Here is a 12,291-nt window from a genome sequence, read left to right on the forward strand (position 1 = left end):
CACGAGCGGCGGCGTCATGACCAAACTCCCCCGACAGTCCTGCATGTTCTCACCAGGTGGACAGAACCCGGCGAAGCTTGCCCGCTCAGCCACCCCTTTTAACGCAGTAATTGGGTCAGGTCATAACAAGAACGTCACAGCATTGGCCAGGACACTCCACTGTCCACAAACCGCCGTTTAGAGTCACAGCCAGTCACCGCGCCACCGGATTCCTTGTCAGTTCGGTTCTCGCGCTCGACCCGGTTGCCCCACAAGGGAGCACCGTGCCAGGGGAAAGGACTGATCGTGCGCCAACGCTCACTCATAGCCATCACCGCTGTACTCTCCGTGGGAGCCCTCACGCTCACCGCCTGTGGCTCCCGCGACGACAAGAGCGGCAGCGGAGGCGGCAGCGGCGACAGCACCACGGTGGTCATCGGCGTCGACGCGCCGCTGACCGGCCAGAACTCGGCCACCGGCCTCGGCATCCAGTACGGCACGCAGATCGCCGTCGACGAGGCCAACGCGAAGAAGACGGTTCCCGGCGTCACCTTCAAGGTGGTCGCACTCGATGACAAGGCGCTGCCCGCCACGGGCCAGCAGAACGCCTCCCAGCTCGTCGCCGACAAGCAGGCTCTCGCGGTGATCGGCCCCCTCAACTCGGGTGTGGCCACCTCGATGCAGCAGACCTTCGCGGCCGCCAACATGGCCGAGATCTCGCCTGCCAACACCGCCCCGGAGCTCACCCAGGGCAAGAACTGGCAGACGTCCAAGAAGCGTCCGTTCAAGACGTACTTCCGCACCGCCACCACCGACGCCCTCCAGGGCGGCTTCGCCGCCCAGTACGCGGTGAAGACGCTCGGCAAGAAGAAGCTCTTCGTCGTCGACGACAAGCAGGCCTACGGTGCCGGCCTCGCCAAGCTCTTCAAGGCGAACGCCTTGAAGTTCGGCGCCAAGGTCATCGGCCAGGACCACGTCAACACCGGCGACCGCGACTTCTCCAGCCTGGTCACCAAGATCAAGAACTCGGGCGCCGACATGCTCTACTACGGCGGCCAGTACGACGAGTCCCAGGTGCTCACCAAGCAGCTCAAGGACGCCGGCGCCGACATCCCGCTCTTCGGCGGCGACGGCATGTTCTCGGACACCTACATCAAGACCGCCGGCAAGGCGTCCGATGGCGACCTCGTCACATCCGTCGGCGTCCCGCTCGACACCGTCGACGCCGCGAAGAACTTCATCAAGACCTACAAGGCCAAGAAGTACCCGGGCGACTACGGCACCTACGGCGGTTACTCGTACGACGCCGCCAACGCCGTCATCAAGGCGGTCGGCAAGGTCGTCTCCGCCAACGACGGCAAGCTCCCGGACGACCTGGACCAGAACCGCAAGGACGTCGTCGACGCCATCCAGAAGACCAACTTCCAGGGCATCGCGGGCCCCGTCGCCTTCGACCAGTACGGCGACACGGTCAACAAGCAGCTCACCGTCTACCAGGTCAAGAACGGCAAGTGGACCGCTGTGAAGAGCGGCACCTTCAACGCCGGGTGAAGTGATCCCCGCGCCCCGGCGCGGACCGCACGCACCGCCCAGCCCGGCACCACCGCGGTGCCGGGCGTGGCACGTAAGGGACCGGGGGCACCTCCCCCGGCCTCCCTCCCACCACCAGTCACCCATCACCACAACACGGAGGCCACGCGGTGCATGCTCTGCCGCAGCAGCTGGCCAACGGGCTGTTCCTCGGCTCGATGTACGGGCTGATCGCCATCGGCTACACGATGGTGTACGGCATCGTCCAGCTCATCAACTTCGCCCACGGCGAGATCTTCATGACCGGCGGCTTCGGCGCGCTCACGGTCTACGTCTACGTCCTGCCCAACGGGACCTCCATGTGGGTCGCCGTCCCCCTCATGATCATCGGAGGCGGGCTCGTCGCCGTTCTCGTGGCGATCGGAGCCGAGCGCTTCGCCTACCGGCCGCTGCGCGGCGCGCCCCGGCTGGCCCCGCTGATCACGGCGATCGGCCTCTCCCTCGCCCTGCAGCAGCTCGTCTTCAACTTCTACCCGGACGCCAGGTCCGCGATCTCCTTCCCGGGGCTGCCCTTCGGGCCGTACCACCTGGGGAGCATCCGCATCCAGTCCGGTGACATCTTCCTGCTGATCGCGGCCCCCGTCTGCATGGCCGCCCTCGCGTTCTTCACCAAGACCTCGCGCACCGGCCGCGCCATGCAGGCCACCGCGCAGGACCCGGACACCGCCCAGCTCATGGGCATCAACACCAACAAGATCATCGTGATCGCGTTCGCGATCGGCGGCTTCTTCGCCGCCATCGCCGGTGTCGCCTACGGGTTCAAGATCGGCAGCGTCTCGTACGACATGGGCTTCCAGCAGGGCCTCAAGGCGTTCACCGCGGCAGTCCTCGGCGGCATCGGCAACATCTACGGCGCCATGCTCGGCGGTCTCGTGCTCGGTCTCGCGGAGGCCATCGCCACCGCCTACATCTCCGACATCCCCGGGATGCACCAGCTCGGCGGGCAGGCCTGGTCGGCCGTCTGGGCCTTCGTCCTGCTCATCCTTGTCCTGCTGTTCAGGCCACAAGGCCTCCTCGGCGAACGTGTCGCTGACAGGGCGTGATCCAACCATGACCATCACCACTGAAACCACCGAACCGGCCGAGCCGGCCATGGCCGCTCCCCCGGCCAGGGGCCTGCTGCCCCTGCCGCCCCGCCTCGCGAAGGCCCTCGTCCCGGCCGGCGGCCTGATCGTCGTCGCCAGTGCCTTCCTGCCCTGGACGTGGACGTCGGAGTTCGCCGGCGACCTCACCGTGTACGGCTACCCGGCCGGGCTCCAACTCCTCGCGATCGTCGCCGGTGTCCTCACCCTCGCCTTCGGCCTCGGCGCCTACGGCGTCCGGGGCCTGCGCTGGACCAACCCGGGCAGGGGCCCCAACCCGCTCTTCCTGGCGGCCCTCGCGGCGTTCGCCGTCACCTGGTACACGGGTCTCGCCATCACGGTGGAGCTCGGCGGCTTCGTCAACCTGGAGCCGGGCGGCTTCATCGCCATGGCCGGCGGGCTCGTCGGCGTCGTCGGCGCTCTCGGCCTGCCCCAGCCGGCCGACAACGAGGCGACCGGCCTCGCCGCCTACGTCACCAAGCCCGCCCACGTCCCCGACACCGAACTCCCCGGCGCCTGGGTCCAGCGGCTCATCCTGACGCTGGTCGTCGCGCTCGGCCTGGTGATCTTCACCTACGGCATCGGCATCGATCCCGACGAGAGCGAGACCTTCATCGGCTTCGTCCTCCTCGTCGCCATCGGTGCCTGGGCCCTGAACGCGGCCGGCCTGCTGGCCCGGTACTCCCGGCTCAACGCCGGCCACCGGGGCTTCGCCACCACCATGGCCTTCGTCGCCGCGGTGATCTTCCCGTTCACCCAGTCCGACGACCACAACGCGAACCTCGGCGTCAACATCCTCATCTTCGCCACCGTCGCCCTCGGCCTGAACATCGTCGTCGGCCTCACCGGCCTGCTCGACCTCGGCTATGTCGCCTTCCTCGGCGTGGGGGCCTATGCCGCGGCGCTCGTCTCCGGCTCGGAGTTCTCCCGTTTCTCCGGCGTGCACGTGCCCTTCTGGGGCGCGGCCCTCATCGGCATGGGGGCCAGCCTGGTCTTCGGCGTCCTCATCGGCGCCCCGACGCTCCGGCTGCGCGGCGACTACCTCGCCATCGTCACCCTCGGCTTCGGGGAGATCTTCCGCATCGCCGTCAACAACATGGACGGCAGCTCGGGACCCGACATCACCAACGGACCGGACGGCATCACCAACGTGCCGGACCTCAACCTGTTCGGGTTCGACTTCGCCGACGCACATGACCTCGGCCCGTTCACCATCGGCCGGTTCGCCAACTACTTCTTCCTGATGCTGGTCTTCACGGCGATCGTGGTGCTCGTCTTCACGCGCGCGGCCAACTCCCGCATCGGGCGGTCCTGGGTCGCCATCCGCGAGGACGAGACCGCCGCCACCGCCATGGGCATCAACGGCTTCCGCGTCAAGCTCGTCGCCTTCGCACTCGGCGCCACCCTGGCCGGCCTGGCCGGCACCGTCTACGCCCACGAGACCTACGGAGTCGTCCCGAACCCCTACCAGTTCGCCGGCTCCGCCCCGCCCAACTCCGCCTTCCTGCTCGCCGCCGTCGTCCTCGGCGGCATGGGCACGGTCGGCGGCCCGCTGCTGGGCGCCAGCCTGCTCTACCTCATCCCCGAGAAGCTGGGCTTCCTCAAGGAGTACGAGCTGCTCGCCTTCGGTGTCGCCCTGATCCTCCTCATGCGCTTCAGGCCCGAGGGGATCGTCTCCGACAACCGCAAGAAGCTTGAGTTCCGAGCGACCGGACAGCTGGACGTCCCGGAGCAGACCACCCTTGAGCCGGCCACCGGCGTCGCCAAAGCGGGGGGCTGAACCACCATGACCACCACCACAGAGACGAAGACCACCACGGTCCTCCAGGCCGACGGCGTCACGATGCGCTTCGGCGGCCTCACCGCCGTCCGCGACGTCTCCCTCACCGTGCGCAGCGGCGAGATCGTCGGCCTGATCGGACCCAACGGCGCGGGCAAGACCACGTTCTTCAACTGCCTCACCGGCCTCTACGTCCCCACCGAGGGACGCGTCGCCTACCGGGGCACCACCCTTCCGCCCAAGCCCCACCTGGTCACCCAGGCCGGCATCGCGCGGACCTTCCAGAACATCCGGCTCTTCGCCAACATGACCGTCCTGGAGAACGTCCTCGTCGGCCGGCACACCCGCACCAAGGAGGGCCTCTGGTCGGCCCTGCTGCGCGGGCCCGGGTTCCGGCGGGCCGAGGAGGCCTCCCGCGCGCGTGCCATGGAACTCCTGCAGTTCACCGGCCTCGCCGAGAAGGCGGACCACCTCGCGCGGAACCTCCCCTACGGCGAGCAGCGGAAGCTGGAGATCGCCCGCGCCCTGGCCAGCGAGCCCGGCCTGCTGCTGCTCGACGAGCCGACCGCGGGCATGAACCCGCAGGAGACCAGGGCCACCGAGGAACTGGTCTTCGCCATCCGGGACAAGGGCATCGCCGTCCTCGTCATCGAGCACGACATGCGGTTCATCTTCAACCTCTGCGACCGCGTCGCCGTCCTCGTCCAGGGGCAGAAGCTCGTCGAGGGCACCCCCGCCGTCGTCCAGGCCGACGAACGCGTCATCGCCGCCTACATCGGCAGCCCCATGGAGGACTCCCCCGAGGACGAGGCACTCGCCGAGGTCCAGGCCGCCGAGGCCGCGGTCGGCGCCGCGGACACCCAGGAGGACGCCAAGTGACCGCACTCCCCCTCCTCCAGGTCAAGGACCTGCGCGTCGCCTACGGCAAGATCGAGGCCGTCAAGGGGATCTCCTTCAGCGTGGCCGCCGGTGAGATCGTCACCCTCATCGGCACCAACGGCGCCGGCAAGACCACCACCCTGCGCACGCTGTCAGGGCTGCTCAGGCCCCGCTCCGGCAGCGTCGTCTTCGACGGGGAGCCGCTCAGAAGGCTCCGCCCGGACCAGATCGTCGCGCGCGGGCTCGCCCACTCCCCCGAGGGCCGGCACATCTTCCCGCGCATGACCATCGAGGAGAACCTCCTCCTCGGTGCCTTCCTCCGCAAGGACAGGCCCGGCATCGCCGACGACGTCAAACGCGCCTACGACCTCTTCCCCATCCTCGGGGAACGCCGCAAGCAGGCCGCCGGCACGCTCTCCGGGGGTGAGCAGCAGATGCTCGCCATGGGCCGCGCCCTCATGTCCCGGCCCAAGCTGCTGATGCTCGACGAGCCCTCCATGGGGCTCTCGCCGATCATGATGCAGAAGATCATGGCGACCATCCGGGAGCTCAGCTCCGAGGGCATCACCATCCTGCTGATCGAGCAGAACGCCCAGGCCGCGCTCTCCCTGGCCGACCACGGCCACGTCATGGAGATCGGCACCATCGCCCTGTCCGGCACCGGTCAGGACCTCCTGCACGACGAGTCCGTCCGCAAGGCGTACCTCGGCGAGGACTGACGGCCGCCGGGACCGGCGCCGGGCCGCCGGCGGGCGGCCCCCGCGGAGCACCCCGGGGCCGCCCGCCGGCTCGGCCGCGCCAGGCGGCGTCGCGCCACGCGGCGTCGCGCCCATCACGCACCCCTGCCCCGGGCCTGGGCCGCGGTCAGGCGCCGACGTAGGCCGCGAGGTGCTCGCCGGTGAGGGTGGAACGGGCGGCGACCAGGTCTGCGGGGGTGCCCTCGAAGACGATCCGGCCGCCGTCGTGGCCGGCGCCGGGGCCGAGGTCGATGATCCAGTCGGCGTGCGCCATGACCGCCTGGTGGTGCTCGACGACGATGACGGACTTGCCGGAGTCGACGAGCCGGTCGAGCAGGCCGAGCAGGTGCTCGACGTCGGCGAGGTGCAGGCCGGTGGTCGGCTCGTCGAGCACGTAGAGGGACCGGTCACCGCCCTTCTCGGCCATGTGCGTGGCCAGCTTGAGTCGCTGCCGCTCGCCGCCGGAGAGCGTGGTGAGCGGCTGGCCGAGGGTCAGGTAGCCGAGCCCGACGTCGGCGAGGCGGCCGAGGATGCGCTGCGCGGCCGGCGTGTGCGCCTCGCCTGCGCCGAAGAACTCCCCGGCCTCGGCCACCGACATCGCGAGCACCTCGCTGATGTCGCGGCCGCCGAGGTGGTGGTCCAGCACCGACGCCTCGAACCGCTTCCCCTCGCACTCCTCGCAGGTGATGGCGGTACCGGCCATCATCGCCAGGTCGGTGTAGACGACGCCGGCGCCGTTGCAGGTGGGGCAGGCGCCCTCGGAGTGGGCGCTGAACAGCGCCGGCTTGACCCCGTTGGCCTTGGCGAACGCCTTGCGGATCGGGTCCAGCAGTCCGGTGTACGTCGCCGGGTTGCTCCGCCTGGAGCCCCGGATCGGGCCCTGGTCGATCAAGACCACGTCCTCGACCACGCCCTCCCCCGGCGCGGCGGCCGGGTGGCGCCCGCCGTCAGCCCCCCGCTGCCGGCCCAGCGACTCGTGCACGAGCGAGCTCTTGCCCGAGCCCGCCACGCCGGTGACGACGACGAGCACCCCGAGCGGGATGTCGACGTCGACGCCCCGCAGGTTGTGCGCCGTCGCGCCGCGGATCGGCAGCCGGCCGGTGGGCGTCCGCACCGTCTCCTTGAGGGCGGCCCGGTCGTCGAGATGGCGGCCGGTGAGGGTGCCGCCGACCCGCAGCCCGTCGACGGTGCCCTCGAAGCAGACGGTGCCGCCCGCCGTGCCGGCGCCGGGGCCGAGGTCCACGACGTGGTCGGCGATCGCGATCGTCTCCGGTTCGTGCTCCACGACGAGCACCGTGTTGCCCTTGTCCCGCAACCGCAGCAGCAGGTCGTTCATCCGCCTGATGTCATGGGGGTGCAGGCCCGTGGTGGGCTCGTCGAAGACGTAGGTGACATCGGTGAGAGAGGAGCCGAGGTGGCGGATCATCTTGACGCGCTGAGCCTCGCCGCCGGACAGCGTGCCCGACGGCCGGTCGAGCGAGAGATAGCCGAGGCCGATCTCCACGAACGAGTCGAGGGTCTGCCGCAGCGCGGTGAGCAGCGGAGCCACCGACGACTCGCCGATGCCGCCTACCCAGGCGGCGAGGTCGCTGATCTGCATCGCGCAGGCATCGGCGATGGAGATCCCGCGGATCCGCGACGACCGGGCCGCCTCGCTGAGCCGGGTGCCGCCGCAGTCGGGACAGGTGGTGAAGGTGACCGCCCGGTCCACGAACGCCCGGACGTGCGGCTGCATCGCCGCCTTGTCCTTGGCGAGCATGGACTTCTGGACCCGCGGGACCAGCCCCTCATACGTCATGTTGATGCCCGCGATCTTCATCCTGGTCGGCTCGCGGTGCAGGAAGTCGTGCAGTTCCCGCTCGGTGAACGTGCGGATCGGCTTCTCCGGGTCGAAGAAGCCCGACTCGCTGTAGAGCCGGTGGTTCCAGCCGCCCGCCTTGTAGCCGGGGACGGTGAGCGCACCCTCGGCGAGCGACTTGGAGTCGTCGTAGAGCTGGGTGAGGTCGATGTCGGAGACCGTGCCGCGTCCCTCGCAGCGCGAGCACATGCCCCCGGTGATGCTGAAGCTGCGCCGCTCCCGCACGGTCTTCCCGCCGCGCTCGAACGTCACCGCTCCCGCGCCGCTGACCGAGGGGATGTTGAACGAGAAGGCCTTGGGCGAGCCGATGTGCGGCTGTCCGAGCCGGCTGAAGAGGATGCGCAGCATCGCGCCCACGTCGGTGGCGGTGCCGACCGTGGAGCGGGGGTCGGCACCCATCCGTTCCTGGTCGACGATGATCGCGGTGGTCAGCCCCTCGAGCACGTCGGCCTCGGGCCGCGCCAGCGTCGGCATGAAGCCCTGGAGGAAGGCGCTGTAGGTCTCGTTGATCATCCGCTGCGACTCCGCGGCGATCGTGCCGAACACCAGCGAACTCTTGCCCGATCCGGAGACGCCGGTGAACACGGTCAGCCGGCGCTTCGGGATCTCGATGCTGACGTCCTTGAGGTTGTTCTCGCGCGCACCGTGCACGCGGATCACGTCGTGGCTGTCGGCAACGTGCGGCGCAGGCGACTGCGCCGCCGTCCTGGTGGCCATGCTCATCGTGTCTCCGTCTGTGAGTGCGGGCCGCCGTCGCGGTCTCCGCCTGGGTCGCCCGGCCCGCTCCGGCCGGCTTCGAGCGTACGTCCGGTTCTCCGCCGCCCCGGCGGTGGGACCTCCGGGCCCCGGCCCGTCCGGTGGGCACGGCGCACCTGTCCCCCGCTCCCGCGGCGCGTCGATCCCGGCGGTGAGCCGGTGCCCGGGGATCGCGGCGCTGTGCGCGGGAGCGGGGGCCGGCGCTCACCGGTCCTGAAGCAGCCCGAGGACGTTGCCGTCGGGGTCGGTGACGGTGGCCACCAGACGGCCGCCACCGACGTCGTGGGCGGGCTTCTGCACGGTGGCACCCGCGGCGGTCACCTCGGCCAGCTTCGCCTCGATGTCCGGCACATGCCAGTAGGCCACCGGTGAGGTCATGCCCTGCGGTCCGCCGCCGGGCACCAGCCCGACGTGCTGGCCCCCGGCCTCGAAGCCGACGTAGTAGGACTGGTCGATCTCCGGCGGTACGCCGAGCAGGGCGGCGTACACCGCCTTGGCCGCCGCCAGGTCGGAGACGGGATGCAGCACGGTCCTTATCCCCTGGGTGGACGAGCCTGTCATGGTCACTCCTGAAGTCACGGGTCTGGTCGGGATTGCCCGGCGTGCCGGTGGACGGGCGGCCGGAAGCGAGGGCCCGATCGCACCGGACGGCCTTCTCGCCATCGGTATGGCGGTCACGTTAGGTGCGGCCCGCGGCCCGCGCTTCTCGATTCCTGATCGGTTCGGCCATGTGCTGTGACGTGGAGTGGGATCCCGCCGTCGCGTCACGCCGGCACATCGGGATCCCCTCCGTCGCGTCACGCCCCGTCACACCGCGCGGCACGCCGTGACACCGCGTGGCACCGCGGTCGCGCCGGCAGACGCCGACGGCACAGAGGCGCAGCGCGCAGCCGCCGCCGGGCGCGGCACCGGCCGGGCCCCCGGGCCGCCGGCCGACACGAGAAAGGCCCGCCCCTTCCGAAAAGGTGGGGCGGGCCGTTTTCCGTGCGCCCGCTACTTTCCCTTGGCCGCCTTCTTCTCCTCGGCGTCCTCGATGACCGCCTCCGCGACCTGCTGCATGGACATCCTGCGGTCCATCGAGGTCTTCTGGATCCAGCGGAATGCGGCCGGTTCGGTCAGCCCGTAGTCCGTCTGGAGAATGGACTTCGCGCGGTCCACCAGCTTCCTGGTCTCCAGGCGCTGGGTGAGGTCGGCGACCTCCTTCTCCAGGGCGCGCAGCTCGGTGAACCGGGACACCGCCATCTCGATGGCCGGGACCACGTCGCTCTTGCTGAACGGCTTCACGAGATACGCCATGGCGCCCGCGTCCCGCGCCCGCTCGACCAGGTCGCGCTGGGAGAAGGCGGTGAGCATGAGCACCGGCGCGATCGACTCCTCGGCGATCCGCTCGGCCGCCGAGATGCCGTCCAGCTTCGGCATCTTCACGTCGAGGATGACCAGGTCGGGGCGGTGCTCGCGGGCCAGCTCCACGGCTCGCTCGCCGTCGCCCGCCTCGCCGACGACGGAGTAGCCCTCCTCCTCCAGCATCTCTTTGAGGTCGAGACGGATCAGCGCCTCGTCCTCGGCGATGACGACACGGGTCGTCGCCGGCGGGACGTGCTCCTTCCCGTCATCGGCGGTGGGCTGGGGGGACTCGGGGGCGGTCACGGGGACTCCTCGGTGCGGGGGAGGTTCCTGCTCGTACGAGCCTACCCAGCTACGATAAGCTGGTCCCGCGAGGGGGTTGGGCATTCCCTTCCTTTTCAGGCCCCAGTACTCCAACTGGTCAGAGAGGCCGCTCTCAAACAGCGGACAGTGTGGGTTCGAATCCCACCTGGGGCACTTTCCCCGGATTCCGGCGCCGGCTCCAGGCCCGCGGAATCACTCCGGAATTCCACGGCAAAAGGTCCGGCTCCCCGACGGAGCCGGACCGTGACGTGTTCCACACACGCTGTCGACCGCAGTGCGGGGCACCGCGGTGCCCCGCCCGCTCTACCGCGGTGAGTCGTCCTCGCCGATGTGGTGCACCCGGAGCAGGTTCGTCGTGCCGGACACGCCGGGCGGGGAGCCCGCCGTGATGATCACGATGTCACCCTTGGCGCACCGCCCGATCTTGAGCAGCTCGTCGTCCACCTGCTCCACCATCGCGTCGGTGGAGTCCACATGCGGGCCGAGGAAGGTCTCCACGCCCCAGGTGAGGTTGAGCTGGGCGCGGGTGGCCGGGTCGGGTGTGAAGGCGAGCAGCGGGATCGGCGAGCGGTAGCGGGACAGCCGCCGCACGGTGTCTCCGGACTGGGTGAAGGCGACCAGGAACTTCGCACCGAGGAAGTCGCCGATGTCGGCGGCGGCGCGCGCCACGGCACCGCCCTGGGTGCGCGGCTTGCTCCGCTCGGTGATCGGCGGCAGGCCCTTGGCGAGGATGTCCTCCTCCGCCGCCTCGACGATCCGCGCCATCGTCCGGACGGTCTCGATGGGGTACTTGCCGACGCTGGTCTCCCCGGAGAGCATCACGGCGTCGGTGCCGTCGATCACGGCGTTGGCGACGTCGGAGGCCTCGGCGCGGGTCGGCCGGGAGTTGTCGATCATCGACTCCAGCATCTGGGTGGCGACGATCACCGGCTTGGCGTTCCGCCTGGCGAGGGCCACGGCGCGCTTCTGGACGATCGGCACCTGCTCCAGCGGCATCTCCACGCCGAGGTCGCCGCGGGCCACCATGATGCCGTCGAAGGCGGCCACGATGTCGTCGAGGTTCTCGACGGCCTGCGGCTTCTCCAGCTTGGCGATGACCGGGACCCGGCGGCCCTCCTCGTCCATGATGCGGTGCACGTCCACGATGTCGTGCCCGCTGCGGACGAAGGACAGGGCCACCACGTCGGCGCCGGTGCGCAGCGCCCACCGGAGGTCGGCCTGGTCCTTCTCGGAGAGCGCGGGCACGGAGACCGCGACGCCCGGGAGATTGAGGCCCTTGTGGTCGGAGACCATGCCGCCCTCGACCACCAGGGTGTGAACGCGCGGCCCGTCCACACCGGTCACCTCCAGGGTGACCTTGCCGTCGTCGACGAGGATCCGCTCACCCGTGCTGACGTCCGCCGCCAGGCCCTCATAGGTGGTGCCGCAGCACTGCCGGTCGCCCTCGGCGTCCTTCTCCACCGTGATGGTGAAGGTGTCGCCACGTTCGAGAAGTACCGGGCCCTCGGTGAAGCGGCCGAGTCTGATCTTCGGGCCCTGAAGGTCGGCGAGGATGCCGACGCTCCGCCCCGTCTCCTCGGAGGCCTTCCGCACGCGCTGGTAGCGCTCCTCGTGCTCGGCGTAGCCGCCGTGGCTGAGGTTGAGGCGGGCCACGTCCATTCCGGCCTCGACCAGTGCCTTGATCTGGTCGTACGAATCGGTGGCGGGCCCCAGAGTACAGACGATCTTCGCTCGGCGCATGATTCGAGAGTAGGCCTTACCGGCCCGCTAGAGAATTGGTCGTACATGACCACCCAACAACCGTTCCATGAAGGGTTATTGACAACTGTTGAATTGTGCGAGTGCCCGCTCTGATGAGCGAGAATTGCCGTCCGGCCCTTCCCGCGCCGCGCGGCACGACTCGTCGTACCGGCGGCGTGACCGCCACACCCCTGGGGCGACCACCCACCCGTGGCGCGACCA

The 12,291-nt window shown here is 69.9% G+C and carries 9 protein-coding genes and 1 tRNA gene; 6 read left to right on the forward strand and 4 right to left on the reverse strand.

Annotated features, from left to right (window positions below):
- The first annotated feature begins 285 nt into the window (after window positions 1-285).
- The 5 genes from ACSMXW_RS06110 (at window position 286) to ACSMXW_RS06130 (ending at window position 6,029) form a co-directional block, all read left to right on the forward strand.
- Complete coding sequence (locus tag ACSMXW_RS06110) at window positions 286-1,530, forward strand: branched-chain amino acid ABC transporter substrate-binding protein (RefSeq protein ID WP_485804440.1); 1,245 nt, start codon at window positions 286-288, stop codon at window positions 1,528-1,530.
- Between the two features lie 149 nt (window positions 1,531-1,679).
- Complete coding sequence (locus ACSMXW_RS06115) at window positions 1,680-2,612, forward strand: branched-chain amino acid ABC transporter permease (RefSeq protein ID WP_485804441.1); 933 nt, start codon at window positions 1,680-1,682, stop codon at window positions 2,610-2,612.
- A gap of 7 nt (window positions 2,613-2,619) precedes the next feature.
- Window positions 2,620-4,431 (forward strand): branched-chain amino acid ABC transporter permease, encoded by a 1,812-nt coding sequence (locus ACSMXW_RS06120; RefSeq protein WP_485804442.1) that lies wholly within the window; start codon window positions 2,620-2,622, stop codon window positions 4,429-4,431.
- 6 nt (window positions 4,432-4,437) lie between these two features.
- Window positions 4,438-5,310 carry an ABC transporter ATP-binding protein gene (locus tag ACSMXW_RS06125; RefSeq protein ID WP_485804443.1) on the forward strand — a complete coding sequence of 291 codons (873 nt, stop codon included), beginning with the start codon at window positions 4,438-4,440 and terminating at the stop codon, window positions 5,308-5,310.
- The gene (locus ACSMXW_RS06130; RefSeq protein ID WP_485804444.1) at window positions 5,307-6,029 is read left to right on the forward strand and encodes an ABC transporter ATP-binding protein; all 723 of its coding nucleotides are present in this window, start codon (window positions 5,307-5,309) and stop codon (window positions 6,027-6,029) included. The genes ACSMXW_RS06125 and ACSMXW_RS06130 overlap by 4 nt, the downstream gene beginning before the upstream one ends.
- Before the next feature lie 145 nt (window positions 6,030-6,174).
- On the opposite strand, the gene ACSMXW_RS06135 is transcribed toward ACSMXW_RS06130, so the two are convergent.
- The 3 genes from ACSMXW_RS06135 to ACSMXW_RS06145 all read right to left on the reverse strand — a co-directional run bounded on the left by ACSMXW_RS06135 (window position 6,175) and on the right by ACSMXW_RS06145 (window position 10,308).
- Entirely contained in the window at window positions 6,175-8,628 is a 2,454-nt protein-coding gene (locus ACSMXW_RS06135; RefSeq protein ID WP_485804445.1) for an excinuclease ABC subunit UvrA, read from the reverse strand.
- Window positions 8,629-8,865: 237 nt separating this feature from the next.
- Window positions 8,866-9,222 carry a VOC family protein gene (locus ACSMXW_RS06140; protein ID WP_485804446.1) on the reverse strand — a complete coding sequence of 119 codons (357 nt, stop codon included), beginning with the start codon at window positions 9,220-9,222 and terminating at the stop codon, window positions 8,866-8,868.
- A 432-nt stretch (window positions 9,223-9,654) separates the two neighbouring features.
- The gene (locus ACSMXW_RS06145) at window positions 9,655-10,308 is read right to left on the reverse strand and encodes an ANTAR domain-containing response regulator (RefSeq protein ID WP_485804447.1); all 654 of its coding nucleotides are present in this window, start codon (window positions 10,306-10,308) and stop codon (window positions 9,655-9,657) included.
- A 99-nt stretch (window positions 10,309-10,407) separates the two neighbouring features.
- Here ACSMXW_RS06145 and ACSMXW_RS06150 point away from each other — a divergent pair.
- A tRNA-Leu gene (locus ACSMXW_RS06150) sits at window positions 10,408-10,482 on the forward strand.
- A 150-nt stretch (window positions 10,483-10,632) separates the two neighbouring features.
- Here ACSMXW_RS06150 and pyk read toward each other — a convergent pair.
- The gene (gene pyk / locus ACSMXW_RS06155) at window positions 10,633-12,069 is read right to left on the reverse strand and encodes a pyruvate kinase (protein ID WP_485804448.1); all 1,437 of its coding nucleotides are present in this window, start codon (window positions 12,067-12,069) and stop codon (window positions 10,633-10,635) included.
- Between the last annotated feature and the right edge of the window lie 222 nt (window positions 12,070-12,291).

The sequence above is a fragment of the Streptomyces sp. DSM 116793 genome (genome assembly GCF_057320905.1).